Origin of the sequence: Pseudomonas sp. B1-22 (genome assembly GCF_050474425.1) — a bacterium.
Classification (GTDB): domain Bacteria; phylum Pseudomonadota; class Gammaproteobacteria; order Pseudomonadales; family Pseudomonadaceae; genus Pseudomonas.
This window is the reverse complement of the sequence record NZ_JBCHVH010000005.1, coordinates 352,911-377,877: the sequence shown is the minus strand read 5'-3', so window position 1 is coordinate 377,877 and position 24,967 is coordinate 352,911. Positions and strand designations below refer to the sequence as shown.

Here is a 24,967-nt window from a genome sequence, read left to right as displayed (position 1 = left end):
TGCGTCCTCCGGCTTGCGCCTCATTCCTGTCCGTCCAAGGCAGTCTCGGTGACTCGGCACTGCTGCGACGAACCCTTCGCAGGAAGACTTCGCATGACCAGCTCCGCCCACGTGCCCGCTGCCGGCACCCTCGACGTCCAGACCTTCATCAACGCCCAGCCGCTGTCGCTGTACCAGTGCCGCATCGTGCTGCTGTGCTTCCTCATCGTCTTCCTCGACGGCCTCGACACCGCCGCCATGGGCTTCATCGCCCCGGCGCTGACCCAGGACTGGGGCATCGACCGCGCCAGCCTTGGCCCGGTGATGAGCGCCGCGCTGATCGGCATGGTGTTCGGCGCCCTGGGTTCCGGCCCGCTGGCCGACCGCTTCGGGCGCAAGGGCGTGCTGGTGGTCGCGGTGTTCCTGTTCGGCCTGTTCAGCCTGATCTCGGCGTTCAGCGCCAACCTCGACCAGTTGCTGGTCCTGCGCCTGCTGACTGGCATCGGCCTGGGCGCGGCCATGCCCAATGCCACCACGCTGCTCTCCGAGTACACCCCCGAACGCCTCAAGTCGCTGCTGGTGACCAGCATGTTCTGCGGCTTCAACCTCGGCATGGCCTCGGGCGGTTTCGTTTCCGCCAAGCTGATCCCGGCCTACGGCTGGCACAGCCTGCTGCTCCTCGGCGGCGTGCTGCCGCTGGTGCTGGCGGTGGTGCTGCTGGTGTGGCTGCCGGAGTCGGCGCGTTTCCTGGTGGTGCGCAACCGCGGGGCGGATAGGGTGAAGCGCGTGCTGGCGCCCATCGCGCCGGCCGAGGTGGTCGCCGCGCGTGATTTCAGCGTGCCCGAGCAGAAGACGGTGCAGAGCCGCAACGTGTTCAAGGTGATCTTCTCCGGTACCTACAGCGCGGGAACCCTGCTGCTGTGGCTGACCTACTTCATGGGCCTGGTGATCGTCTACCTGCTCACCAGCTGGCTGCCGACCCTGATGCGCGACGCCGGCGCGAGCATGGAACAGGCCGCCTTCATCGGTGCGCTGTTCCAGCTTGGCGGGGTGCTCAGTTCGGTGGCGGTGGGCTGGGCCATGGACCGCTTCAATCCGCACAAGGTGATCGGCATCTTCTACTGCCTGGCCGGTGTGTTCGCCTACTGCGTGGGGCAGAGCCTGGGCACCGTCACCCTGCTGGCGACCCTGGTACTGGCCGCCGGCATGTGCGTGAACGGCGCGCAGTCGGCGATGCCGTCGCTGGCGGCGCGCTTCTACCCGACCCAGGGGCGCGCCACCGGAGTGTCCTGGATGCTCGGCATCGGCCGCTTCGGCGCCATCCTCGGTGCCTGGATCGGCGCGACCCTGCTGGGCCTGGGCTGGAACTTCGAACAGGTGCTGACCGCCCTGATCGTCCCGGCGGCCATCGCGACCGCCGCCATAGTGATCAAGGGAATGGTCAGCCACGCCGACGCCACCTGAGAAGCTGTCTACGATCTGCTGCGCGTCGGCATAACTGCGTTAAAAACAGGCTCGGAAGCCGCTTGCGGCTAACGCACTTCAGTGCGGCCCCGCAGGGGCGAGCGAAGCGAGTACTGCTCATTTACAGCTCGTAAACTCCGCGTCCTCGCCTGTTTGATTCGCTGGCGCTCACCCTTCGGGCCAGCCTTCGGCTGTTACTCCCGTTGGTCGTTGCGCCTTGTTCTGCTCTAGCTCGCGAGATCGTAAACAGCTTCTGAGGGCGCGCAGGGCAGAGTGTTGCCATTCATCTCTGCCCCGTCCGCTCTTGGCGCCACTCGCATAGACTGGAGCGACCGCGGCGCAGATCGCGGCCGCCGACAACAACCCTGAGTGCCTGGTATGCCAAGCCTGCTGAGCGAACGTAGCCGAGTGTTCGAACGCGCCGACCCCTACGCGGTGTCCGGCTACGTCAACCAGCACGTGGGCACCCATGATCTGCGCCTGCCAGCCCACGGCCATCCGCAGGCCAGCCTCAATCACCGGCGCTTCGCCAGCCTCGACCTGTGCCGCATCAGCTACGGTGGCGCCGTGCGCGTCACCTCGCCCGCGCTGGAAAGCATCTTCCACCTGCAGATACTCCTGAGCGGCCACTGCCTGTGGCGCGGCCAGCGCCAGGAGCACTACCTGGCGCCGGGCGAGCTGCTGCTGATCAACCCGGACGACCCGGTCGACCTGACCTACTCGGACGACTGCGAGAAATTCATCCTGAAGGTTCCGGTGACCCTGCTCGAAGCCATCTGCGCCGAGCAGCGCTGGAGTCATCCGCGCGCCGGCGTGCGCTTCACCGAGAACCGCTACCAGCTCGGGGAGCTGGAAGGCTTCGTCAACCTGCTGTCGATGGTCTGCCAGGAGTCCGAGGCCAGCGAGCGCCTGGCGCGGGTGGACGAGCACTACCAGCAGATCGTCGCCAGCAAGCTGCTGACCCTGCTCAAGACCAACGTCAGCCGCGAGCCCATCGCCGGCGCCAGCGTTTCCTTCGAGCGCCTGGAGGCATACATCGAGGGGCACCTGCGCGAGGACATCGATGTCGAGGCCCTGGCCCACCAGGCGTCCATGAGCCTGCGTTCGCTGTACGCGCTGTTCGAGCGCCAGGCGGGCACCACGCCGCGCCAGTACATCCGTCGCCTCAAGCTGGAGCGCATTCGTGCCTGCCTGAGCGATCCGGCGTGCCCGGTGCGCAGTGTTACCGAGCTGGCGCTGGATTATGGCTTTCTGCATCTGGGGCGGTTCTCGGAGAGCTATCGGCAGCAGTTCGGGGAGTTGCCGTCGGAGACGCTCAGGCGCCGGGGTTTATAGCTGTAGGAGCGGGCCATGCCCGCGATCGTGCGCATGGCGCGCTCCTACAGGCTGACTCCGACGTTTTCTTTTACGTAGGAGACGGACTCGGTCTGCGATGCTCTTGCTTCGGGTTGGGTGTTTCAGCGCCGCTTCGGCGTGTGCTGAGAGATTTTGTTTCGCCCCCTCGGGCGAGTTCCTTTTGTCAAACGACACAAAAGGAACCAAAAGGTCTTGCCCCATCATCCGGGTCCCGCTTCGCGGGACTCCCCTCGCTCCATCGAAGTTTCAGGGGCCCGCGTCGACGGGCCATCCCTGGCCCGACAACGCTCTCGCGGCATCCATGCCGCTCAACCCCTGAAACTCCGATTCCACTCGGCCTCCTGAAGGGGCGCTCGGAGTGCGCGGATGTTTCACTGGAAATCTTCAGAGCAAAACCCAAAGCCGGAGATATGGGCTCTTCGTAGGAGCGAGCTTGCTCGCGAACCGCACGGCACGGTATTCCCCCGAAGGAGAGACGGGGGCGCCTAGCCCTTGTCCGCGAAATCCATCGCGGCGGAACAGGGTGCTCAAGGTGACCTCATTGTTGTGCGCGCGGACGTCCCTGGCGCCGGCCCTGCCGGCGCATCGCGGATAGATCCGCTCCTACGAAAGCCCCATGTTCCGGACGGCCCTGCCGTTCTTCCGATTCCCCGCCCGGCCCGCGCCGATGAACTCTACTGAAAAGAGGCGTGCGCACGTTGCGTCGCCCCAGGGGAGGCCACTTCCATGAGTTCCAACCCGTTCATCCTCTCGCCGGGCGAGCGCAGCCCGGCCCTCAACGTCGTCGGCATCCGCATCAACGTCCTGGTGTCCGATATCGATTCGGCGGCGCAACGGATCACCTATCAGGAGGGCGGGGAGGGCGCCGGTCCGCCGCTGCATACCCATGACTGGGACGAGTCCTTCTACGTGCTCAAGGGCGAAGTCGTCTTTACCGTCGCCGGGCGTACCGCCGCCTGCCAGGCCGGCACGCTGATCCATATTCCTGCCGGCACTCTCCACGGCTTCAACTTCGGCCCCGGTGGCGGCGAGATGATCGAAGTCACCGGCGCCGGCAGCCAGGCCATCGAGATGTTCCGCGCCCTGGACCGCGAAGTGCCGCCCGGCCCCGTGGACGTCCCGAAAACCGTGCAGGTCGCCGGCGAATACGGCGTCGTCTTCCACCTCTGAGCCCCTTGCTGGCGGCTCGCAAAAGGGTCGCCAGCCCACCTGCCGTTCGCGCCTGCAGAATCTGGATAGCACTCTGCACAAAGCGGATATTGCCCCCGCCAACCCAGCCATAACCTGAGCCTGCCTGAACAAAAACAACGGAGGCCCCGGCCATGTCCCTGGGTATCGACTACTTGCGTTCGCTGCTCGAAGAAGACCCCGAGAAGGGTGTCTACCGCTGCCGGCGGGAGATGTTCACCGACCCGCGCCTGTTCGACCTGGAGATGAAGCACATCTTCGAAGGCAACTGGGTCTACCTCGCCCATGAAAGCCAGATTCCGGAGAAGAACGACTTCCTGACCACGATGATCGGTCGCCAGTCGGTCTTCATCGCGCGCAACAAGGACGGCGTGCTCAACGCTTTCCTCAATGCCTGCAGCCACAAGGGCGCCATGCTCTGCCGGCACAAGTCCGGCAACCGTTCCAGCTACACCTGCCCGTTCCACGGCTGGACCTTCAACAACTCCGGCAAGCTGCTCAAGGTCAAGGACCCGGCCGAGGCCGGGTACCCGGAAGGCTTCAACTGCGAAGGCTCCCACGACCTGACGAAGGTCGCGCGCTTCGAGTCCTACCGAGGCTTCCTCTTCGGCAGCCTGAAGGCTGAGGTCAAGCCGCTGCTGGAGCACCTGGGCGAGTCGGCGAAGATCATCGACATGATCGTCGACCAGTCCCCCGAAGGCCTGGAAGTGCTGCGCGGATCAAGCAGCTACATCTACGAAGGCAATTGGAAGCTCACCGCCGAGAACGGCGCCGACGGCTATCACGTCAGCTCCGTGCACTGGAACTACGCCGCCACCCAGAGCCAGCGCCAGCAGCGCGAGGCCGGCGAGGCAGTGAAGACCATGAGTGCGGGCGGCTGGGCCAAGCAGGGCGGCGGTTTCTACTCCTTCGACCACGGCCACCTGCTGCTCTGGACCCGCTGGGCCAACCCCGAGGCTCGCCCGGCCTTCGAGCGCCGCGACGAGCTGGCCCGCGACCATGGCCAGGCCCGCGCCGACTGGATGATCGAGAACTCGCGCAACCTCTGCCTGTACCCCAACGTCTACCTGATGGACCAGTTCAGCTCGCAGATCCGCATCGCCCGGCCCATCGACGTCAATCGCACCGAGATCACCATCTACTGCATCGCCCCCAAGGGCGAGAGCAGCGAGGCGCGCGCCCAGCGCATCCGCCAGTACGAGGATTTCTTCAACGTCAGCGGCATGGCTACCCCGGACGACCTGGAGGAGTTCCGCTCCTGCCAGCAGGCCTACCAGGGCAGCGCCGGCGGCTGGAACGACCTGTCGCGCGGGGCGCAGCACTGGATCGAAGGCGCCGACGACGCGGCGCGGGAGATCGGCCTGGCGCCGGCGCTCTCCGGCCTGCGCACCGAGGACGAGGGCCTGTTCGTGCTGCAGCACCAGTTCTGGCAGCAGACCATGATCGACGCGCTGGCCGCCGAGCAGGCCAACCGAATCGCCGTGACAGAGGAGGGTGTGTGATGAGCCGCTACGAGACCGTCCGCGACTTCCTCTACCGCGAAGCCCGCTACCTCGACGACAAGGACTGGGACGCCTGGCTGGAACTGTACGCCGCCGACGCCACCTTCTGGATGCCCGCCTGGGACGACCGCGACCAGCTCACCGAAGACCCGCAGCGGGAAATCTCGCTGATCTGGTACGGCAACCGTGGCGGCCTGGAAGACCGCGTGTTCCGTATCAAGACCGAACGCTCCAGCGCGACCCTGCCGGACACCCGCACCTCGCACAACCTGAGCAACATCGAGGTGCTCGGCGAGGCCGACGGGCAATGCCAGGTGCGCTTCAACTGGCACACCCTGAGCTTCCGCTACAAGACCGTCGACAGCTACTTCGGCACCAGCTTCTACACCCTCGATGTACGTGGCGAGCAGCCGCTGGTGAAGGCGAAGAAGGTCGTGTTGAAGAACGACTACGTCAGGCAAGTCATCGACATCTACCACATCTGAAAAACACGGCGTGAAGCTGCTGCGCTTGCCCGTGCTGCGTTGGAGAACGGTCCGTAATGCTCATTCACTGGAGTGAACTGCGCTTCCGAACCGTCCTCCGCCTTGCCCGGCCTGCGCTCGCGACGCTTCAAGCCGCGTTTTTGAGGCGAATGACATGAACAAGATCGCACTCAACTTCGAAGACGGCGTTACCCGCTTCATCGACGCCAGCCCCAGCGAGACCGTGGCCGACGCGGCCTACCGCCAGGGCATCAACATACCGCTGGATTGCCGCGACGGCGCCTGCGGCACCTGCAAGTGCTTCGCCGAAGCCGGCCGCTACGACCTGGGCCAGGACTACATCGACGACGCCTTGACCGAGGACGAAGCGCAGCAGGGCTACGTGCTCACCTGCCAGATGCGCGCGCAGAGCGATTGCGTGGTGCGCGTGCCGGCTTCCTCGCAAGTCTGCAAGACCGCCCAGGCCAGCTTCGAGGCCAGCATCAGCGCGGTGCGCCAGCTCTCCGAAAGCACTATCGCGCTGTCGATCAAGGGCGAGTCGCTGAGCAGGCTGGCCTTCCTGCCGGGGCAATACGTCAACCTGCAGGTGCCGGGCAGCGAACAGACCCGCGCCTACTCCTTCAGCTCGTTGCAGAAGGACGGCGAAGTCAGCTTCCTGATCCGCAACGTGCCGGGCGGGCTGATGAGCAGCTTCCTCACCGGCCTGGCCAAAGCCGGTGACGCCATGACCCTGGCCGGCCCGCTGGGCAGCTTCTACCTGCGCGAGATCAGGCGGCCGCTGTTGCTGCTGGCCGGCGGCACGGGCCTGGCGCCCTTCACCGCGATGCTGGAACAGATCGCCGAGCGCGGCAGCGAGCATCCGCTGCACCTGATCTACGGCGTCACCCACGACTTCGACCTGGTGGAGATGGACCGCTTGGAAGCCTTCGCCGCGCGCATCCCCCATTTCACCTGGAGCGCCTGCGTGGCCAGCCCGGAGAGCCGCTACCCGCGCAAGGGCTACGTCACCCAGCACATCACGCCTGCGCACCTGAACGACGGCGAAGTGGACATCTACCTCTGCGGCCCGCCACCGATGGTCGAGGCGGTCAGCCAGTACATCCGCGAACAGGGCATCACGCCGGCGAATTTCTATTACGAAAAGTTTGCCGCCAGCGCCGCCTGAGCCCGGAATGCGCCTGTATACCCAGCGGGTATGCAGGCATGCCGACAAAGTATTTTCCCTCGGTGCCACCGCGCCCTAGCCTCCGGGCTGGGCCCCTGGCAGGGCCTGCATAAAAACAATCAGCGAGGCAGTGCCCTCGCAGCGGAGACCCACATGAGCCAGACGTGCAACATACCTGACGTGATAGATCACGCCGCCTTGAGTTCCTTCCAGTGGCGCGTGTTCGCCCTGTGTTTCCTGGTCGCCATCTTCGATGGCTTCGATACTCAGGCTATTGCCTACACCGGCCCTGCGATCATCGAGACCCTCCAGCTTTCTACCGGCGGCCTGGCGCCGATCCTTAGCGCCGGCATCGTCGGCATGGCCCTAGGCGCCATGGCGCTGGGGCTGTTCGGCGATCGCTTTGGCCGCCGTCCCACGGTGATGGGCGCGGTCGCACTGTTTGCCCTTGCCACCTTGGCCACGGCCTTCGCCACCAGCGCCGAGCAGATCCTGGTACTGCGCTTTCTCGCCGGTCTCGGCATGGGCGGCGCCACGCCCGTGCTGCTGGCGCTGGCCTCCGAATACGGTCCGGCGCGCCTGCGTGGGGCCATCGTCACCGGCATCCTGCTGGGCCTGCCGGCGGGTGCAATGCTGGGCGGGTTGCTCGCCGCCCAGGTCATGCCGCTGATCGGCTGGCAGGGCATCTTCCTTGCCGGCGGGCTGCTGCCGTTGGTGCTGCTGGTGGGGCTGTACTTTGCGCTACCGGAGTCGCTGCAATTCCTCGCCACCCGCTCGGGCGAGACGGCGCAGGTACGCCGCATTCTCGCGCGGATCAGTTCGCGGGTGCTCGCTGATGACGTGCGCTTCAGCGTGCCCGAAGCCGCGACCCGCACCAGCGTACGGGCGCTGTTCGGGCCAGGTCTGGCGCGCAATACCCTCGCCGTGTGGCTGACCTACCTGTTCAACTGGGTGGCCTGGTTCATGTTCCTCTCCTGGCTGCCCACCGTGCTGAAAACCGCCGGTCTGCCGGTGGAGCAGGCGCCGCTGGGGACCGTCACGGTCAATGCGGTGTTCATCCTCTGCGCCATCCCGCTGTCGATCCTGCTGCCGCGCCTGAACACCCGCAACGTGCTGCTCGGCCTGTTCGCCCTCGGCGTGCTGGTCAGCCTCGGCCTGTCCCTGAGCGGCGACAACTGGGTGCTGGTGTTCCTGCTGGTCGGCGCCGCGGGCCTGGGTATCGGCGGGCAGCAGATCGCCCTCAACTACCTGGTGGTTTCCGCCTACCCGACCAGCCTGCGCGCCACCGCCACCGGCTGGGCCATTGGCCTGGGCCGGGTGGGCGCCATCATCGGTTCTGCTCTGGGCGGAACCTTCCTCGAATGGGGCGGCGTCGCCGGTTTCTACCTGGCGCTGGCCGTCCCCCTGCTGCTGGCGCTGGTCGCCGTGGCCCTCATCCGCGGCAGCGAGAAGCCTTCGGGCGGGCTCGTGGCCGCGCACTGACAGGAGAACGTCATGTCCCGTTTCGACAACAAGATCGCCCTCGTCACCGGCGCCGCCCAGGGTATCGGCCGGCGTGTCGCCGAACGCTTGGTGGACGAGGGTGCCAGGGTCATCGCCGTGGACCGCTCCGAGATCGTCCACGAACTGCAGGATGCCCTCGGCCAGCACGGCGAGGTGCTTACCCTGACCGCCGACCTGGAGCGTTTCGCCGACTGCCAGGGCGTGGTCGACCAGGCGCTCGCGCGTTTCGGCCGCCTCGACATCCTCATCAACAACGTCGGCGGCACCATCTGGGCCAAGCCCTTCGAGCACTACGCCGAAGAGGAGATCGAGGCCGAGGTGCGCCGCTCATTGTTCCCCACCCTCTGGTGCTGCCGCGCCGCACTGGTGCCGATGCTGGAGCAGGGCGCGGGCGCCATCGTCAACGTGTCTTCCATCGCCACCCGTGGCGTTAACCGCGTGCCCTACGGCGCGGCGAAGGGCGGGGTGAATGCGCTGACCGCCTGCCTGGCCTTCGAGACCGCCGAGCGCGGCGTGCGGGTCAACGCTACCGCGCCCGGCGGAACCGAGGCGCCGCCCCGGCGCATTCCGCGCAACGCCGCGCAGCAGAGCGAACAGGAAAAGCGCTGGTACCAGCAGATCGTCGACCAGACCGTCGACAGCAGCCTGATGAAGCGCTACGGGACCATCGACGAGCAGGTCGGCGCGATCCTCTTCCTCGCCTCCGACGAGGCTAGCTACATCACCGGCGTGACCCTGCCGGTGGGTGGCGGCGACCTGGGTTGAGGCGCCGCGATGATGTGCTCACGGCAACTGCGCGCCGATCAGTCGCAGGCAGTGTTGCAGCGGCGCGCTGACGTCGCCGCGGCGCTGGCTGAGGATGATCGGCGAGACTGCCTCGGCGTCGGTCAGCGTGGCATAGCCGATGTCGGCGCGGTGCTGTTGCTGCACCGACGCCGGCACCAGCGCCACGCCCAGGCCGGCGGCGACCAGGCCGATGGCGGTCTGCAGCTCGTTGGTCCATTGCGTCACGCGCACGCTCAGGCCGTGATTGGCGAACAGCGCCAGCACATGGTCGGCGTAGCTGGGGCGCGGGTTGGCGGGGTAGAGCACGAAGTCCTCGCCGGCCAGTTGCGCCAGGCTCAGCGGCGCGCCAAGCAGGCGATGCCCGGCCGGCAGCACGGCAACCATTGGCTCCTCGCGCAATACCTGCTGGGTAATGGCCGGATCGTCGATGCGGATGCGCCCGAAACCGATGTCGATGCGCCCGCTCTTCAGCGCCTCGACCTGCTGCACCGTAGTCATTTCCTGCAGCCCCAGCTCCAGCCCGGCGTCGCCGCGCAGCTCGCGGATCAGCTCGGGCAAGCCGTCGTACAGCGTCGAGGGTGCGAAGCCGATGCCGAACCACTGGCGCTCGCCGCGGCCGATGCGCCGGGTGCTTTCGCAGATGCTTTCCAGCTGCGCCAGCAGGGTGCCCGTCTGCTCGTGAAAATAGCGCCCGGCGTCGGTCAGGCGCAGCGGGCGACCACGCTCCAGCAGGGGCACGCCGAGCAACTCCTCAAGCTGCTGGATCTGCCGGCTCAGTGGTGGCTGGGCGATGTGCAGACGCTCGGCGGCGCGGGTGAAGTTGAGGGTGCCGGCCACTTCGCGGAAATAGCGCAGGTGTCGCAGCTCCATGATACCTCCAGGGTATGCAACAAGACGGCATCGATATTGGACTGCTCTGTAGGCCAGACGCAATCCTTCGTCATCCGTGAAAAGACCTGTCGGGTATCGAAAGAAACCCGCTCCATGAACCACAGACCGGAACGCCGTCCATGAGTAGCCCCGTCATCGAACGCATCGAGTCGATCATCGTCGACCTGCCGACCATCCGCCCGCACAAGCTGGCCATGCACACCATGCAGCAGCAGACGCTGGTGATCATCCGCCTGCGCTGCTCCGACGGCGTCGAGGGCATCGGCGAAGCCACCACCATCGGCGGCCTGGCCTACGGCAATGAAAGTCCGGAAAGCATCAAGGCCAATATCGACGCGCACTTCGCGCCGCTGCTCAAGGGCCAGGACGCCAGCAACATCAACGCCTGCATGCAGCGCCTGGACAAGTCGATCAAGGGCAACACCTTCGCCCGCTCCGGCATCGAGAGCGCGCTGCTGGACGCCCAGGGCAAGCGCCTCGGCCTGCCGGTCAGCGAACTGCTCGGTGGCCGCGTGCGCGACAGCCTGGAAGTGGCCTGGACCCTCGCCTCCGGCGACACCGCCCGCGACATCGCCGAAGCCGAGCAGATGCTGGACATCCGCCGCCACCGCATCTTCAAGCTGAAGATCGGCGCCAACCCGCTGGAGCAGGACCTCAAGCATGTGGTGGCGATCAAGCAGGCCCTGGGCGAACGCGCCAGCGTGCGCGTGGACGTCAACCAGGGCTGGGATGAGTCCCAGGCCATCCGCGGCTGCCAGGTGCTCGGCGAGAACGGCATCGACCTCATCGAACAACCTATCTCGCGCATCAACCGCAGCGGCCAGGTGCGCCTGAATCAGCGCAGCCCGGCGCCGATCATGGCCGACGAATCCATCGAGAGCGTGGCTGATGCCTTCAGTCTCGCCGCCGATGGGGCCGCCAGCATCTTCGCCCTGAAGATTGCCAAGAACGGTGGCCCGCGCGCCGTGCTGCGCACCGCGCAGATCGCCGAAGCCGCCGGCATCGCGCTGTACGGCGGGACCATGCTCGAAGGCGCGGTCGGCACCCTGGCCTCGGCCCACGCCTTTGCCACTTTGGAGAAGCTGACCTGGGCCACCGAGCTGTTCGGCCCGCTGCTGCTCACCGAGGAAATCGTCACCGAGGCGCCGGTTTACCGCGACTTCCAGCTGCACGTTCCGCGCACCCCCGGCCTGGGCCTGACGCTTGATGAAGAGCGCCTGGCGCGCTTCCGCCGCCACTGATTGGCAACCCTTTCCGACTGCCCGATAGAGGAGAAGACCCGATGCTGTTCCACGTGAAGATGACCGTGAAATTGCCCGTCGACATGGACCCGGCCAAGGCCGCCCAGCTCAAGGCCGACGAGAAGGAACTGGCCCAGCGCCTGCAGCGCGAGGGCAAGTGGCGCCACCTGTGGCGCATCGCCGGGCACTACGCCAACTACAGCGTGTTCGACCTCGCCAGCGTCGAGGAGCTGCACGACACCCTGATGCAGTTGCCGCTGTTTCCCTACATGGACATCGAGGTCGACGGGCTCTGCCGCCATCCGTCCTCGATCCATTCCGACGACCGCTGAATTTCGTTCTGTACGACTCAACAAGAACAAGACTTGAGGATCGCACCATGACCGTGAAGATTTCCCAGACTGCCGACATCCAGAAGTTCTTCGAAGAAGCCAGCGGCGCCCTGAACGATGCGGGTAATCCGCGCGTGAAGCAGTTGATCCTGCGCATTCTGCAGGACACCGCCAGACTGATCGAAGACATGAACGTCACCCCCGACGAGTTCTGGAAGGCGGTGGATTACCTCAACCGCCTCGGCGCCCGCCAGGAAGCCGGCCTGGTCGTCGCCGGCCTGGGCATCGAGCACTACCTCGACCTGCTGCTGGATGCCCAGGACGCGGCGGTCGGTATCGGCGGCGGCACCCCGCGCACCATCGAAGGTCCCCTGTACGTAGCCGGCGCACCGCTGTCCCAAGGCGAAGCGCGGATGGATGACGGTCAGGATGCGGGCACCGTGATGTTCCTCTCCGGTCGCGTGTTCGACCCGCAGGGCAGGCCGCTGGTCGGCGCCGTGGTCGACCTCTGGCACGCCAACACCCAGGGCACCTACTCGTATTTCGACAGCACCCAGTCCGAGTTCAACCTGCGTCGGCGCATCGTCACCGACGCGGAAGGCCGCTACAAGGCGCGCAGCATCGTCCCCAGCGGCTACGGCTGCCCGCCGGATGGCCCGACCCAGGAACTGTTGAACCAGCTCGGCCGCCACGGCCAGCGCCCGGCGCACATCCACTTCTTCATCTCCGCGCCGGGGCATCGCCACCTGACCACGCAGATCAACCTCGCCGGTGACCAATACCTGTGGGACGACTTCGCCTACGCCACCCGCGACGGGCTGATCGGCGAGGTGCGTTTCGTCGAGGATGCGGCCGCCGCCAAGGCGCGCGGAGTGGAAGGGCGCTTTGCCGAGATCGAGTTCGACTTCCAGCTGCAGCAGGCGGTTTCCGCCGACGCCGAAGACCGCAGCAGCCGTCCGCGTGCGTTGCAGGAAGCCTGATTCCCGCGCGGTGCTGACCCTGTAGGAGCGAGCTTGCTCGCGAACAGCGTTACCCGGCCGCTCCGGCGCTGGGCGGGTTCGCGAGCAAGCTCGCTCCTACAAGAGATCCGCCCGCCGATAGCGCCGCACCCATCAGATACACCCGTAGGAGCGGACTCCGTCCGCGATGCTCTTGTGCTCGGGGCTATCGCGGAATGAGTCCGCTCCTACGTTTCCGGGCTACCGCCGAGGGCTGGAATGTCCGTTAGCCCCCTAAGAGAAGTGTTCGATATTCGCACCAATAGTCGATTATCGCATTGTTCGCCCATCCCCCCGACGGTACTGTTTTCCCATCGGCACCCCCTACACAACGAGACCGACCATGGCTGAACTCCTGACTCTCCGCGAAGCGGTCGAGCGCTTCGTCAACGACGGTGACACCGTCGCGCTCGAAGGCTTCACCCACCTGATCCCGACCGCTGCCTCCCATGAGCTGATCCGCCAGGGCAAGAAAGACCTGCACCTGGTGCGCATGACCCCCGATCTGGTCTACGACCTGCTGATCGGCGCCGGCTGCGTGCGCAAGCTGACCTTCTCCTGGGGCGGCAACCCCGGCGTCGGTTCGCTGCATCGCCTGCGTGACGCGGTGGAGAAGGGCTGGCCGCGCGAGCTGGAGATCGACGAGCACAGCCATGCCGACCTCGCCAACTCCTACGTCGCCGGCGCCTCCGGCCTGCCGTTCGCCGTGCTGCGCGCCTATGCCGGTTCCGACCTGCCGAAGGTCAACCCGAACATCAAGTTCATCAACTGCCCGTTCACCGGCGAGCAACTGGCCGCCGTGCCGTCGGTGCGCCCGGACGTCACCGTGATCCACGCGCAGAAGGCCGACCGCAAGGGCAACGTGCTGCTGTGGGGCATCCTCGGCGTGCAGAAGGAAGCCGCCCTGGCCGCCAAGCGCTGCATCGTCACCGTGGAAGAAATCGTCGACGACCTCAACGCGCCGATGAACGCCTGCGTGCTGCCGACCTGGGCGCTGTCCGCCGTCTGCCTGGTGCCCGGCGGTTCGCACCCGTCCTATGCCCACGGCTACTCCGAGCGCGACAACCGCTTCTACCAGGCCTGGGACCCGATCGCCCGCGACCGCGACACCTTCAACGCCTGGATCGATACCTATATCCGCGGCACCAAGGATTTTGCAGAGTTCCGTTCCAAACTCGCGGAGGCCAAGTAATGAGCGCCTACAGCACCAATGAAATGATGACCGTGGCCGCCGCCCGCCGCCTGAAGAACGGCGCCGTCTGCTTCGTCGGCATCGGCCTGCCGTCCAAGGCTGCCAACCTCGCGCGCCTGACCGCCTCCCCGGACGTGGTCCTGATCTACGAATCCGGCCCCATCGGCGCCAAGCCCAGCGTGCTGCCGCTGTCCATCGGCGACGGCGAGCTGGCCGAAACCGCCGACACCGTGGTGCCCACCGGCGAGATCTTCCGCTACTGGCTGCAGGGCGGGCGCATCGACGTCGGCTTCCTCGGCGCGGCCCAGGTCGACCGCTTCGGCAACATCAACACCACCGTTATCGGCGATTACAGCAAGCCGAAAGTGCGCCTGCCCGGCGCCGGCGGCGCGCCGGAGATCGCCGGTTCCGCCAAGGAAGTGCTGATCATCCTCAAGCAGTCCCACCGCACCTTCGTCGACAAGCTGGCCTTCATCACCTCGGTCGGCTTCGGCGAAGGCGGCGACCACCGCCAGCAGCTCGGCCTGCCCGGCAAGGGCCCGGTGGCGATCATCACCGACCTCTGCATCATGGAGCCGGAAGCCGGCAGCAACGAATTCATCGTCACTTCGCTGCACCCGGGCGTGACCCGCGAGCAGGTGGTCGAGAACACCGGCTGGGCGATCCGCTTCGCCGAGCAGGTGGGCGAAACCGTCGCGCCGACCGACGTGGAGCTGGAAGCCCTGCGTGCCCTCGAAGCCCGCACCGCTGCCGCCCACGGCCAGCTGGGAGGTGAGGAATGAGCCGCGAGGTCTTCATCTGCGATGCCGTGCGCACCCCCATCGGCCGCTTCGGCGGTTCGCTCTCCGGCGTGCGCGCCGACGACCTCGCCGCCGTGCCGGTGAAGGCGCTGGTGGATCGCAACCCGCAGGTCGACTGGGCCGCGCTGGACGAGGTGTACCTCGGCTGCGCCAACCAGGCCGGCGAGGACAACCGCAACGTCGCACGCATGGCGCTGCTGCTGGCCGGCCTGCCGGACAGCGTGCCGGGCGTGACCCTCAACCGCCTCTGCGCCTCGGGCCTGGACGCGGTGGGCACCGCCTTCCGCGCCATCGCCAGCGGCGAGGCCGAACTGGTCATCGCCGGCGGCGTGGAATCCATGTCCCGCGCGCCCTACGTGATGGGCAAGGCCGACAGCGCCTTCGGCCGCGGCCAGAAGATCGAGGACACCACCATCGGCTGGCGCTTCATCAACCCGCTGATGAAGGCGCATTACGGCGTGGATGCCATGCCGCAGACCGCCGACAACGTGGCTGACGATTACAAGGTCAATCGCGCCGACCAGGACGCCTTCTCCCTGCGCAGCCAGCAGCGTGCCGGCGTCGCCCAGGCCAGCGGCTACTTCGCCGAGGAAATCGTCCCGGTGGTGATCAAGGGCCGCAAGGGCGACACGGTCGTCGATACCGACGAACACCCGCGCCCGGACACCACCCTGGAAGCGCTGGCCAAACTCAAGCCGGTCAACGGCGAAGGCAAGACCGTCACTGCCGGCAATGCCTCCGGTGTGAACGACGGCGCCGTGGCACTGATCCTCGCCAGCGCCGAAGCGGTGAAGAAACACGGCCTGACGCCGCGTGCGAAGGTGCTCGGCATGGCCAGCGCCGGCGTCGCCCCGCGGGTAATGGGCATCGGCCCGGTGCCGGCGGTGCGCAAGCTGCTGGAGCGGCTGAACCTGTCGGTGGACCAGTTCGACGTCATCGAGCTGAACGAAGCCTTCGCCGCCCAGGGCCTGGCGGTGACCCGTGAACTCGGCATCGCCGATGACGACGCGCGGGTGAACCCCAACGGCGGCGCCATCGCCCTCGGCCACCCGCTGGGCGCCAGCGGCGCTCGTCTGGTGCTGACCGCTGTGCACCAGTTGCAGAAGTCCGGCGGCAAGCTCGGCCTGTGCACCATGTGCGTGGGTGTGGGGCAGGGCGTGGCGCTGGTGGTCGAGCGCGTATAGCTCTTGTAGGAGCGAGCTTGCTCGCGAACCTGAGCCCCGCAGCGGGGTTTGTTCGCGAGCAAGCTCGCTCCTACAGAAAGCAACTCTCCGGTCATACTGTCCGACTACGCCTGCCCGATCTCCGGAGCCACCCGTGAGCACCAACCTTCTGTTCGACGCCTACTTCACCCAGCCCGCCATGCGCGCGATCTTCAGCGACCACGGCCGGGTGCAGGGCATGCTCGACTTCGAGGCCGCATTGGCCCGCGCCGAAGCCCGTGTCGGCGTCATCCCGACGAGCGCAGTGGCGCCCATCGCCGCCGCCTGCCGTGCCGAACTCTATGACTTCGAGGCGCTGGCCCAGGCCATCTGCAGCGCCGGCAATTCCGCGATCCCGCTGGTGAAGGCGCTGGGCAAGCGCATCGCCGCCGAGGACGCCGAAGCCGAGCGCTACGTGCATCTGGGCGCCACCAGCCAGGACGCCATGGACTCCGGTCTGGTCCTGCAACTGCGTGCCGCCATCGAGCTGCTGGAAAACGATCTCGCCCAACTGGCCGACGCGCTGGCTGTTCAGGCACAAGCCCACGCCGGCACGCCCATGGTCGGCCGTACCTGGCTGCAACACGCCACGCCGGTCACCCTCGGCATGAAGATCGCCGGCTGGCTGGGCGCGATCACCCGCCATCGCCAGCGCCTCAACGAACTCAAGCCGCGCCTGCTGTGCCTGCAATTCGGCGGCGCGTCCGGCAGCCTCGCCGCCCTGGGCGAGCAGGGCTTTGCCGTGGCCGAAGCGCTGGCCGAGGAACTCGATCTGCAATTGCCCGAGCAACCCTGGCACACCCAGCGCGACCGCCTGGTGGAATTTGCCAGCCTGCTCGGCCTGATTGCCGGCAGCCTCGGCAAGCTGGGCCGCGACCTCAGCCTGCTGATGCAGACCGAGGCCGGCGAAGTCTTCGAGCCTTCCGCGCCGGGCAAGGGTGGGTCCTCCACCATGCCGCACAAGCGCAACCCGGTGGGCGCCGCCGTGCTGATCGGCGCGGCCACCCGCGCGCCCGGCCTGGTCTCGACCTTGCTCGCCGCCATGCCCCAGGAGCACGAGCGCAGCCTCGGCCTGTGGCACGCCGAATGGGAAAGCCTGCCGGAGCTGTGCTGCCTCGTTTCCGGCGCGCTGCAACAGGCGCTGAGCCTGGTGCCGGGCCTGGAGGTGGATGCCGAGCGGATGCGGGCGAACCTCGACCTGACCCGTGGCCTGGTGCTCGCCGAAGCCGTGAGCATTGCGCTGGCCCAGCGTATCGGCCGCGACGCTGCGCACCACCTGGTGGAGCAATGCTGCAAGCAGGCGGTGAAGGAGGGCGCGCACCTGCGCGCGGTGCTCGGCGCCAATGCCGAGGTCGCCGCTCAACTGAATGCCGAAGAACTGGATCGCCTGCTCGATCCCGCCCATTACCTGGGCCAGGCGCGCCGCTGGGTCGAGCGCGCGCTGGCCGAACATATTCACGTTTCGCGATAGGAGCCTTGCATGCCTGCCGTACGTCTCGCCGATGGCGACCTGAACTATCAACTGGAAGGGCCGGCCGGCGCGCCGGTGCTGGTGCTGTCCAACTCCCTGGGCACCGACCTGCACATGTGGGACGCGCAGATCCCGGCCGTCACCGAGCACTTCCGCGTGCTGCGTTATGACACTCGCGGCCACGGCGCTTCGCTGGTCACTCCCGGCCCCTACAGCATCGAGCAGAACGGCCGCGACGTGCTGGCCCTGCTGGACGCGCTGGACATTCCGCGCGCGCATTTCTGCGGCCTGTCCATGGGCGGCCTGATCGGCCAGTGGCTGGGCATCCATGCGCCGGAGCGCATCGAGCGCCTGGTGCTGTGCAACACCGCCGCCAAGATCGGCACCCCGGAAGTCTGGAACCCGCGCATCGAGACCGTGCTCAGCGGCGGCGCCGAGGCCATGCGCAACCTGCGCGATGCGTCGATCTCGCGCTGGTTCACCGCCGACTTCGCCGAGGCGGAGCCGGGCAAGGTCGAGCCCATCGTCGGCATGCTGGCGCAGACCTCACCCGAAGGTTACGCGGCCAACTGCGCGGCTGTACGCGATGCGGATTTCCGTGGCGAGATCGGTGCGATCAGCGCACCGACTCTGGTGGTCTGTGGCGCCGCCGATCCGGTGACTACGACTGAAGATGGCCGCTTCCTGCAGGCGCGCATTCCCGGCGCCGAGCTGGTGGAGTTCCGCGCCGCGCACCTGTCCAACGTGCAGGCCGCCGATGCCTTCAGCCAGCGCGTGCTGGACTTCCTGCGCGCCTGATTGCTTTTCCGTGTAGGAGCGGGCCATGCCCGCGATTCGCGCGCATGGCGCGCTCCTACAGGCTCACTTCGGAGTTAGAGATGGACGAAAAAGAACGCTACGAAGCCGGCATGCAGGTGCGTCGTGCGGTGCTGGGCGATGCCCACGTCGACCGCAGCCTGCAGAACCGCACGGCCTTCAACGAGGAATTCCAGGAAATGATCACCCGCCACGCCTGGGGTGACATCTGGACCCGCCCGGGCCTGCCGCGCCACACCCGCAGCCTGATCACCATCGCCATGCTGATCGGTATGAACCGCGAGGGTGAGCTCAAGCTGCACCTGCGCGCCGCGCGCAACAACGGCGTGAGCCGCGAGGAGATCAAGGAAGTGCTGCTGCAGAGCGCGATCTACTGCGGCATTCCCGCCGCCAATGCGACGTTCCACCTCGCCGAGGAGGTGTGGAACGAGCTGGGCACCGAGTCGCTGGGCGACGCCTGATCAGCGCCGCCCGGACCACGCATCCGGGCGGTGTCTGATGGGCTGAGGCACGGTCCGCTCTGGTAGGGCAGGGTTCGCGAGCAATAACGATGGCGTCCCCCTCGCTCCTACAGACATACGCCGCGGCGCTCTTCGTAGGAGCGAGCTTGCTCGCGAACCAGAGCCTGCATGGCGTTGCGGCCTGAAAACGATCGCGGACGGAGTCCGCTCCTACGAGAGCAAGAGCCCCTAACCCTCTCCCGCACGCGGGAGAGGGGACCGTTCGGTGCAGTGAGCGGCCATGGTGTCAGTCGGCACAATCTGCCCCCTCTCCCTCTGGGAGAGGGTTGGGGTGAGGGGACCGCGTCGGCACCGCGTCACCTGAGAACCTCAGCTCTCCAGCTCCTTCCGATCCCTGAACAGCTCCAGCGCCTGGGGGTTGGCCAGCGCATCGGTGTTCTTCACCGGTCGCCCGTGCACCACGTTGCGTACCGCCAGTTCGACGATCTTGCCGCTCAGGGTGCGCGGGATGTCCGCTACTTCGAGGATTTTTGCCGGCACATGGCGCGGGGTGGTGTTGGCGCGGATGGTCTGGCGGATGCGTTCCTGCAATGCCTTATCCAACGCCACGCCCTCGCGCAGGCGCACGAACAGCACCACGCGCACGTCGCCTTGCCATTCCTGGCCGATGGCGATGGACTCCAGCACTTGCTCGATCTTCTCCACCTGGCGGTAGATTTCTGCGGTGCCGATGCGCACGCCGCCGGGGTTGAGCACGGCATCGGAGCGGCCGTGGATCACCAGGCCGCCGTGCTCGGTCTCCTCGGCGTAGTCGCCGTGGGCCCAGACACCGGGGAAGGTGGCGAAGTAGGCGTCGAGGAATTTCTCGTTGTTCTCGTCGTTCCAGAAGCCCACTGGTATCGACGGGAAGTGCCGCACGCAGACCAGCTCGCCTTTCTCGCCGTGCACCGGTTTGCCGGCCTCGTCCCAGACTTCCACCGCCATGCCCAGGCCCTTGCACTGCAACTCGCCACGCCACACCGGCGCAGTCGGGTTGCCCAGGGCGAAGCAGGAGACGATGTCGGTGCCGCCGGAGATCGACGACAGGCAGAGGTCGGGTTTCACGTCGCGGTAGACGTAGTCGAAGCTCTCGTGGAGCAGCGGCGAGCCGGTGGTGAGCAGGGTCTTCAGGCGTTCCAGCGAATGGGTCTGGCGTGGCCGTACGTTGGCCTTTTCCAGCGCGGAGACGTACTTGGCGCTGGTACCGAAGACGCTGATGCCCTCGGCGTCGATCAGGTCGATCAGCCGCTCCGGGCCGGGGTGGAAGGGCGAGCCGTCGTAGAGCACCAGGCTGGCGCCCTGGGCAAGGCCCGAGACCAGCCAGTTCCACATCATCCAGCCGCAGGTGGTGTAGTAGAACAGCGTGTCGTTCGCTCCCAGGTCCGCGTGCAGGCCATGTTCCTTCAGGTGTTGCAGCAGCACGCCGCCGGTGCCGTGGACGATGCACTTGGGCACGCCGGTGGTGCCGGAGGAATAGAGGATGTACAGCGGGTGGTCGAAGGGCACCGGGGTGAACACCGGTTCGCCGCCGGGTTGGTAGAAGTCCTGCCAGAGATCCACCCGGGCCAGGGTCAGGTAATCGGCCGGCCGCGCCTCCGGGTGGGCGTAGGGCACGATCAGCAACTGTTCCAGGCTGTGCAGCTGGGAAAGGATTTCGTTGAGCTTGGCCGTCAGGTCCAGGGTCTTGCCGGCGTAGCGGTAGCCGGCGCAGGCGATCAGCACCTTGGGTTCGATCTGGCCGAAACGGTCGATCACGCCGTGGGTGCCGAAGTCCGGCGAGCAGCTCGACCAGGTGGCGCCCAGGCTGGTGGTGGCGAGCATGCCGACCACGGTCTGCCAGGTGTTGGGCATGAAGGCCGCGACGCGGTCGCCGACACCCACCCCGGCCTCGCGCAGGGCGCGCTGCAGGCCGGCGACATGGGCGGCCAGGTCGGCGTGGCTGAGCACCTCGCGCTGTTCGTCCTCGCTGATGGCGATCAGCGCCGGCTTGTGGTCGCGGCGGCGCAGCAGGTGTTCGGCGAAGTTCAGGGTGGCGCCGGGGAACCAGTGCGCATCGGGCATCTCCGGGCCCTCTTCGAGCACCGCCGTGGGCGCTTCGTGGAACTGCACGCCGAAGGTGTCGACGATGGCCAGCCAGAAGGCCTCGCGCTCGGCGACGCTCCAGGCGTGCAGGGCGGCGTAGTCGGGCAGGTCGAGCCCGTGCTCCTGCGCCACCTTGCGGCGGAAGGCGTCCATCCGGGTGGCGGCGACGCGTTCGGGGGAGGGTGTCCAGAGCAGTGGGTTCATTGACGACGACTCCAGCAAGGATCGGTGGGCGCCGTCCGTCGGACGACGCCAGGCAACTTGACCGGAGGCCTTCGCGGTCATTGGGCGACCCAGCCGCCATCCATGTTCCAGGCGGCGCCACGGACCTGAGCGGCAGCCTCACTGCACAAGAATAGCGCCAGCTCGCCGAGCTGGTCGGCGGTGACGAATTCCAGCGACGGCTGTTTTTCCGCCAGCAGGTCGTGGCGCGCCTGCTCGGGGCTGGCTCCGGCCGCGATGCGCGCATCGATCTGCTGCTGGACGAGCGGCGTCAGCACCCAGCCGGGGCAGATGGCGTTGCAGGTGATGGCGCTGGTGGCGGTTTCCAGGGCGGTGGTCTTGGTCAGGCCGATCACCCCGTGCTTGGCCGCCACGTAGGCGCTCTTGCCGGCGGAGGCGACCAGGCCGTGGGTGGAAGCGATGTTGAGGATGCGTCCCCAACCGCGCTGGCGCATGCCCGGCAGCGCCAGGCGGGTGGTGTGGAACACCGAGGAGAGGTTGATGGCGATGATCGCGTTCCAGCGCTCCACGGGGAACTCTTCCAGAGCCGCGACGTGCTGGATGCCGGCGTTGTTGACCAGGATGTCGAGGCCGCCGAACTCGCGCTCGACGTAGGCGATCATCTCGGCGATCTGCTCGGGTTGTGCCATATCGGCCCCATGGTGGCCGATGCGCGTGCCGTGCACCGACAGCTCGCGCACCGCCGCATCGATATCGCCGAAGCCGTTGACCACCACGTTGGCGCCCGCCTGAGCGAGGCGCGCGGCGATGCCCAGGCCGATGCCGCTGGTGGAGCCGGTGACCAGTGCGGTCCTGCCTTTGAGAGTCATGCAAATCTCCTCTGGAACGGGGCGGTCGCCGCGCGGCGACCGCTTGAAGACAACCGGCTTATACAATCCCGGTGGCATAGAAAGTGCCGATCACCACGAACACCGCGAGGGTCTTGATCAGGGTGATGGCGAAGATGTCCTTGTAGGCCTCGCGGTGGGTCAGGCCGGTGACCGCGAGCAGGGTGATCACCGCGCCGTTGTGGGGCAGGGTGTCCATGCCGCCGGAGGCCATGGCCGCGACCCGGTGCAGCACTTCCAGCGGGATGTTGGCGGCGTGGGCGGCGGCGATGAACTGCTCGGACATGGCCGCCAGGGCGATGCTCATGCCGCCAGACGCCGAACCGGTGATGCCGGCCAGGCTGGTGACGGTGATGGCCTCGTTGACCAGCGGATCGGGGATCTTCTTCAGCGCGTCGGCCAGCACCAGGAAGCCCGGCAGGGAGGCGATCACCGCGCCGAAGCCGTATTCCGAGGCGGTATTCATGGCCGCCAGCAGCGCGCCGGACACGGCGGTCTTGCTGCCTTCGGCGATCCTGCTGCGGATCACCGCAAAGCTCGTCACCAGCACCAGCAGGATGCCCAGCAGCAGCGCCGCCTGTACCGCCCAGATGCCGGTCAGCTTGGCCACGTCGCTGGCCACCGGCGCGGCCATGCCGGCCAGTTGCAGGCTGTGGGTCTTGCCGTAGACCTGGGGAATCCAGTGGGTGAACAGCAGGTTGGCGACGCCCACCAGCACCAGCGGCGAGAGCGCCAGCAGCGGGTGGGGCAGCTTGATGTCGTCGGCGGTTTCCGGCTCGTTGCGCAGCTCGGTGCCATAGCCCTCGCCTGCAGCGCGCGCCTTGCCGGCCTGGCGGCGGAGGAACAGCATGCCCACGGTGAACACGAACAGGCTGCCGATCAGCCCCAGCCAGGGCGCGGCCCAGCCGGTGGTGTTGAAGAAGGCGGTGGGGATGATGTTCTGGATCTGCGGGGTGCCGGGCAGGGCGTCCATGGTGAAGCTGAACGCGCCCAGGGCGATGGTCGCCGGGATCAGCCGCTTGGGAATGTTGCTCTGGCGGAACATCTCGGCGGCGAAGGGGTAGACCGCGAACACCACCACGAACAGCGACACGCCACCGTAGGTGAGCAGGGCGCAGACCAGCACGATCACCAGCATCGCCTGGCTCGTGCCGAGCAGGCGGATGGCGGCGGCGACGATGGAGCGCGAGAAGCCCGACAGCTCGATCAGCTTGCCGAACACCGCGCCGAGCAGGAACACCGGGAAGTAGAGTTTGACGAAGCCGACCATCTTCTCCATGAACACCCCAGTGAAGGCCGGGGCGACGGCGGACGGATCGGTCAGCAGCACCGCCAGCAGCGCGGCGATGGGGGCGAAGAGGATCACGCTGTAGCCGCGGTAGGCGGCGAGCATCAGCAGGGCGAGGGCCGCGAGGGCAATGACCACGCTCATCGAAGTATCTCCAGTTTCAGCGCGGCCAGGGCCGCGCGTCGTTCTTGTTGTAGTGGGGCCGCGTGACGATCAGGCGGTTACCAGAGCGGCAGCACGTAGCTGACGATCAGGCGGTTCTCGTCCAGGTCGTTGCCGAAGTGGCTGGTACGTACGGTCGCATTGCGCCATTTCACCCCGACGTTCTTCAGTGGGCCGCTCTGCACCACATAGCCGATGTCGGTATCGCGCTCCCACTCCTCGCCTTCGGGGCGGTTCGCGCCCAGGTCGATGCTGTCGCCGGACAGGTAGCGCGTCATGAAGGTCAGGCCGGGCACGCCGAGGGCGGCGAAGTCGTAGTCGTAGCGGGCTTGCCAGGACTTCTCGTCGCGGTTGGCGAAGTCGCCGATCTGCACGAAGTTGACCAGGAAGGCGTCGGTGCCGCCGATATAGGCGAAACCGGTGTCGCCGCTCATGGACTGGTAGCCGGCGCCGAAGCCGTGGCCGCCCAGGGTGTAGGTGAGCATGGCGCCGAAGGCGCGGTTGTCGACGTTGCTGTGGCCGTCGTCGTCGGAGCGGGCGTAGCGCAGGTCGGTCTTCAGCGATTGGCCGGCGGCGACGGGCAGCACGTGCACCAGGTTGACGATGTGCTGGTCGTAGAGCCCGTCGAGCTTGGCGTAGCTGTAGCCGGTAGTGAGTTGCGGCGTCCACTTGTAGCTCAGGCCGGCGAAGTCGAACTGGTCGCTGGTATCGGTGGCGACGATGCCGCGCGCGTTGCCGGTGGTGACGGTCATGTCTTCGCGGTTGGACGAGTCGCGCTGGCTCACCTGGCGCAGGCGGCCGCCGTCGAAGGTCAGGCCGGCGAACTCGGCGGAATTCAGGTGCGCGCCTTCGAAGGTCTGCGGCAGCAGGCGTGAATCGTTGGCCAGCACGGTGGGCAGCTTGGGCAGCAGGGTGCCGACCTTCAGTACGCTCTTGGAGGCGCGCAGCTTGGCGGTCAGGCCCAGTTCGCTGTAGTCGTCGGGCGCGCCGTTGACCTTCTGCCTGTCGCGCGGGAGCAGGCCGGAGCCGGCGCGGTCGGGGCTCGAATCGAGCTTCACGCCGAGCAGGCCGAGGGCATCGACACCCACGCCGATGGTGCCTTCGGTGTAGCCGGACTCGTAGCGCAGCAGGAAGCCCTGGGCCCATTCGTCCTGCTTGGACTGCGGGGCGTTGTCCTGGCGGAAATCGCGATTGAAGTAGAAGTTGCGCAGTTCGACGCTGGCCTTGCTGTCGGCGAGAAATTCGGCGAAGGCCTGGGGCGAAAGGGCAAGGGTGGAACCGAGGGCGGTCAGAACGGCGGCATGATTGAGCGTGGAACGGCTCATCGGTGATCTCCTGACGCGGCGCCGTGTGCGAAGCGGGACTGGCCGTGATGTCCGCTGGGGTGTGTTCGCGTTCGGGCAGCGTTGATTGTTGTTATGTCGGCTGTGCGGCGGGTGGCCGCGAAAGGCGACATAGCGAGTACCGTGCCAGGATTGTAACTATTTGATTTTT

Annotated in this window: 22 protein-coding genes; 17 read left to right on the top strand and 5 right to left on the bottom strand. The window is 67.0% G+C overall.

The window, feature by feature from the left end; genetic code table 11:
* The first annotated feature begins 93 nt into the window (after nucleotides 1–93).
* The 8 genes from ACQ5BL_RS20615 to ACQ5BL_RS20580 all read left to right on the top strand — a co-directional run bounded on the left by ACQ5BL_RS20615 (nucleotide 94) and on the right by ACQ5BL_RS20580 (nucleotide 9,407).
* Nucleotides 94–1,443 carry an MFS transporter gene (locus ACQ5BL_RS20615; protein WP_243806889.1) on the top strand — a complete coding sequence of 450 codons (1,350 nt, stop codon included), beginning with the start codon at nucleotides 94–96 and terminating at the stop codon, nucleotides 1,441–1,443.
* A 378-nt stretch (nucleotides 1,444–1,821) separates the two neighbouring features.
* Nucleotides 1,822–2,778 (top strand): AraC family transcriptional regulator, encoded by a 957-nt coding sequence (locus ACQ5BL_RS20610; protein WP_243806888.1) that lies wholly within the window; start codon nucleotides 1,822–1,824, stop codon nucleotides 2,776–2,778.
* Between the two features lie 747 nt (nucleotides 2,779–3,525).
* Complete coding sequence (locus ACQ5BL_RS20605) at nucleotides 3,526–3,969, top strand: cupin domain-containing protein (protein WP_243806887.1); 444 nt, start codon at nucleotides 3,526–3,528, stop codon at nucleotides 3,967–3,969.
* A 152-nt stretch (nucleotides 3,970–4,121) separates the two neighbouring features.
* Nucleotides 4,122–5,489, top strand: a complete 1,368-nt coding sequence (benA, locus tag ACQ5BL_RS20600; protein ID WP_243806886.1) for a benzoate 1,2-dioxygenase large subunit — start codon at nucleotides 4,122–4,124, stop codon at nucleotides 5,487–5,489.
* A complete protein-coding gene (gene benB / locus ACQ5BL_RS20595; RefSeq protein ID WP_243434634.1) occupies nucleotides 5,489–5,974 on the top strand; it encodes a benzoate 1,2-dioxygenase small subunit in 486 nt (161 codons plus the stop codon). Before benA ends, benB begins: the two co-directional genes overlap by 1 nt.
* Nucleotides 5,975–6,128: 154 nt before the next feature.
* On the top strand, nucleotides 6,129–7,139 hold the full coding sequence (gene benC / locus ACQ5BL_RS20590) for a benzoate 1,2-dioxygenase electron transfer component BenC (RefSeq protein ID WP_243806885.1): 1,011 nt from the start codon (nucleotides 6,129–6,131) through the stop codon (nucleotides 7,137–7,139).
* A 153-nt stretch (nucleotides 7,140–7,292) separates the two neighbouring features.
* Nucleotides 7,293–8,621, top strand: a complete 1,329-nt coding sequence (locus ACQ5BL_RS20585) for an MFS transporter (protein WP_243806884.1) — start codon at nucleotides 7,293–7,295, stop codon at nucleotides 8,619–8,621.
* 12 nt (nucleotides 8,622–8,633) lie between these two features.
* Nucleotides 8,634–9,407 (top strand): 1,6-dihydroxycyclohexa-2,4-diene-1-carboxylate dehydrogenase, encoded by a 774-nt coding sequence (locus ACQ5BL_RS20580; RefSeq protein ID WP_243806883.1) that lies wholly within the window; start codon nucleotides 8,634–8,636, stop codon nucleotides 9,405–9,407.
* A gap of 18 nt (nucleotides 9,408–9,425) precedes the next feature.
* Here ACQ5BL_RS20580 and ACQ5BL_RS20575 read toward each other — a convergent pair whose 3' ends face one another.
* On the bottom strand, nucleotides 9,426–10,298 hold the full coding sequence (locus ACQ5BL_RS20575) for a LysR family transcriptional regulator (protein WP_243806882.1): 873 nt from the start codon (nucleotides 10,296–10,298) through the stop codon (nucleotides 9,426–9,428).
* A gap of 140 nt (nucleotides 10,299–10,438) precedes the next feature.
* Here ACQ5BL_RS20575 and ACQ5BL_RS20570 point away from each other — a divergent pair, with 140 nt between their 5' ends.
* The 9 genes from ACQ5BL_RS20570 to pcaC all read left to right on the top strand — a co-directional run bounded on the left by ACQ5BL_RS20570 (nucleotide 10,439) and on the right by pcaC (nucleotide 18,832).
* Entirely contained in the window at nucleotides 10,439–11,560 is a 1,122-nt protein-coding gene (locus tag ACQ5BL_RS20570; RefSeq protein WP_243806881.1) for a muconate cycloisomerase family protein, read from the top strand.
* Nucleotides 11,561–11,601: 41 nt separating this feature from the next.
* A complete protein-coding gene (catC, locus tag ACQ5BL_RS20565) occupies nucleotides 11,602–11,892 on the top strand; it encodes a muconolactone Delta-isomerase (RefSeq protein ID WP_017519458.1) in 291 nt (96 codons plus the stop codon).
* A 47-nt stretch (nucleotides 11,893–11,939) separates the two neighbouring features.
* Nucleotides 11,940–12,872 (top strand): catechol 1,2-dioxygenase, encoded by a 933-nt coding sequence (gene catA / locus ACQ5BL_RS20560; RefSeq protein ID WP_243806880.1) that lies wholly within the window; start codon nucleotides 11,940–11,942, stop codon nucleotides 12,870–12,872.
* 361 nt (nucleotides 12,873–13,233) lie between these two features.
* On the top strand, nucleotides 13,234–14,082 hold the full coding sequence (locus ACQ5BL_RS20555) for a CoA transferase subunit A (protein WP_243806879.1): 849 nt from the start codon (nucleotides 13,234–13,236) through the stop codon (nucleotides 14,080–14,082).
* The gene (locus tag ACQ5BL_RS20550; protein WP_243806878.1) at nucleotides 14,082–14,864 is read left to right on the top strand and encodes a CoA-transferase subunit beta; all 783 of its coding nucleotides are present in this window, start codon (nucleotides 14,082–14,084) and stop codon (nucleotides 14,862–14,864) included. Before ACQ5BL_RS20555 ends, ACQ5BL_RS20550 begins: the two co-directional genes overlap by 1 nt.
* On the top strand, nucleotides 14,861–16,066 hold the full coding sequence (pcaF, locus tag ACQ5BL_RS20545; RefSeq protein ID WP_243806870.1) for a 3-oxoadipyl-CoA thiolase: 1,206 nt from the start codon (nucleotides 14,861–14,863) through the stop codon (nucleotides 16,064–16,066). Before ACQ5BL_RS20550 ends, pcaF begins: the two co-directional genes overlap by 4 nt.
* Before the next feature lie 133 nt (nucleotides 16,067–16,199).
* Nucleotides 16,200–17,555, top strand: a complete 1,356-nt coding sequence (locus ACQ5BL_RS20540; RefSeq protein WP_347881015.1) for a 3-carboxy-cis,cis-muconate cycloisomerase — start codon at nucleotides 16,200–16,202, stop codon at nucleotides 17,553–17,555.
* A 9-nt stretch (nucleotides 17,556–17,564) separates the two neighbouring features.
* The gene (gene pcaD / locus ACQ5BL_RS20535; protein ID WP_243806868.1) at nucleotides 17,565–18,353 is read left to right on the top strand and encodes a 3-oxoadipate enol-lactonase; all 789 of its coding nucleotides are present in this window, start codon (nucleotides 17,565–17,567) and stop codon (nucleotides 18,351–18,353) included.
* Nucleotides 18,354–18,433: 80 nt separating this feature from the next.
* Nucleotides 18,434–18,832, top strand: a complete 399-nt coding sequence (gene pcaC / locus ACQ5BL_RS20530) for a 4-carboxymuconolactone decarboxylase (RefSeq protein WP_243806866.1) — start codon at nucleotides 18,434–18,436, stop codon at nucleotides 18,830–18,832.
* A 369-nt stretch (nucleotides 18,833–19,201) separates the two neighbouring features.
* On the opposite strand, the gene ACQ5BL_RS20525 is transcribed toward pcaC, so the two are convergent.
* The 4 genes from ACQ5BL_RS20525 to ACQ5BL_RS20510 form a co-directional block, all read right to left on the bottom strand.
* On the bottom strand, nucleotides 19,202–21,157 hold the full coding sequence (locus ACQ5BL_RS20525; RefSeq protein WP_243806853.1) for an acetoacetate--CoA ligase: 1,956 nt from the start codon (nucleotides 21,155–21,157) through the stop codon (nucleotides 19,202–19,204).
* A gap of 77 nt (nucleotides 21,158–21,234) precedes the next feature.
* Nucleotides 21,235–22,005: a 3-hydroxybutyrate dehydrogenase gene (locus tag ACQ5BL_RS20520; protein WP_207885566.1), complete on the bottom strand. Its 771-nt coding sequence runs from the start codon at nucleotides 22,003–22,005 to the stop codon at nucleotides 21,235–21,237.
* A 58-nt stretch (nucleotides 22,006–22,063) separates the two neighbouring features.
* Nucleotides 22,064–23,455, bottom strand: coding sequence for a GntP family permease (locus ACQ5BL_RS20515; RefSeq protein WP_243806846.1), 1,392 nt, complete (start codon nucleotides 23,453–23,455; stop codon nucleotides 22,064–22,066).
* A 77-nt stretch (nucleotides 23,456–23,532) separates the two neighbouring features.
* A complete protein-coding gene (locus tag ACQ5BL_RS20510; RefSeq protein WP_243806844.1) occupies nucleotides 23,533–24,798 on the bottom strand; it encodes an OprD family porin in 1,266 nt (421 codons plus the stop codon).
* Nucleotides 24,799–24,967: the final 169 nt, after the last annotated feature.

Coding starts and splice junctions, on each gene's coding strand:
- ACQ5BL_RS20615 (WP_243806889.1), top strand. CDS start 94: ATGACCAGCTCCGCCCACGTGCCCGCTGCCGGCACCCTCGACGTCCAG.
- ACQ5BL_RS20610 (WP_243806888.1), top strand. CDS start 1,822: ATGCCAAGCCTGCTGAGCGAACGTAGCCGAGTGTTCGAACGCGCCGAC.
- ACQ5BL_RS20605 (WP_243806887.1), top strand. CDS start 3,526: ATGAGTTCCAACCCGTTCATCCTCTCGCCGGGCGAGCGCAGCCCGGCC.
- benA (WP_243806886.1), top strand. CDS start 4,122: ATGTCCCTGGGTATCGACTACTTGCGTTCGCTGCTCGAAGAAGACCCC.
- benB (WP_243434634.1), top strand. CDS start 5,489: ATGAGCCGCTACGAGACCGTCCGCGACTTCCTCTACCGCGAAGCCCGC.
- benC (WP_243806885.1), top strand. CDS start 6,129: ATGAACAAGATCGCACTCAACTTCGAAGACGGCGTTACCCGCTTCATC.
- ACQ5BL_RS20585 (WP_243806884.1), top strand. CDS start 7,293: ATGAGCCAGACGTGCAACATACCTGACGTGATAGATCACGCCGCCTTG.
- ACQ5BL_RS20580 (WP_243806883.1), top strand. CDS start 8,634: ATGTCCCGTTTCGACAACAAGATCGCCCTCGTCACCGGCGCCGCCCAG.
- ACQ5BL_RS20575 (WP_243806882.1), bottom strand. CDS start 10,298: ATGGAGCTGCGACACCTGCGCTATTTCCGCGAAGTGGCCGGCACCCTC.
- ACQ5BL_RS20570 (WP_243806881.1), top strand. CDS start 10,439: ATGAGTAGCCCCGTCATCGAACGCATCGAGTCGATCATCGTCGACCTG.
- catC (WP_017519458.1), top strand. CDS start 11,602: ATGCTGTTCCACGTGAAGATGACCGTGAAATTGCCCGTCGACATGGAC.
- catA (WP_243806880.1), top strand. CDS start 11,940: ATGACCGTGAAGATTTCCCAGACTGCCGACATCCAGAAGTTCTTCGAA.
- ACQ5BL_RS20555 (WP_243806879.1), top strand. CDS start 13,234: ATGGCTGAACTCCTGACTCTCCGCGAAGCGGTCGAGCGCTTCGTCAAC.
- ACQ5BL_RS20550 (WP_243806878.1), top strand. CDS start 14,082: ATGAGCGCCTACAGCACCAATGAAATGATGACCGTGGCCGCCGCCCGC.
- pcaF (WP_243806870.1), top strand. CDS start 14,861: ATGAGCCGCGAGGTCTTCATCTGCGATGCCGTGCGCACCCCCATCGGC.
- pcaD (WP_243806868.1), top strand. CDS start 17,565: ATGCCTGCCGTACGTCTCGCCGATGGCGACCTGAACTATCAACTGGAA.
- pcaC (WP_243806866.1), top strand. CDS start 18,434: ATGGACGAAAAAGAACGCTACGAAGCCGGCATGCAGGTGCGTCGTGCG.
- ACQ5BL_RS20525 (WP_243806853.1), bottom strand. CDS start 21,157: ATGAACCCACTGCTCTGGACACCCTCCCCCGAACGCGTCGCCGCCACC.
- ACQ5BL_RS20520 (WP_207885566.1), bottom strand. CDS start 22,005: ATGACTCTCAAAGGCAGGACCGCACTGGTCACCGGCTCCACCAGCGGC.
- ACQ5BL_RS20515 (WP_243806846.1), bottom strand. CDS start 23,455: ATGAGCGTGGTCATTGCCCTCGCGGCCCTCGCCCTGCTGATGCTCGCC.
- ACQ5BL_RS20510 (WP_243806844.1), bottom strand. CDS start 24,798: ATGAGCCGTTCCACGCTCAATCATGCCGCCGTTCTGACCGCCCTCGGT.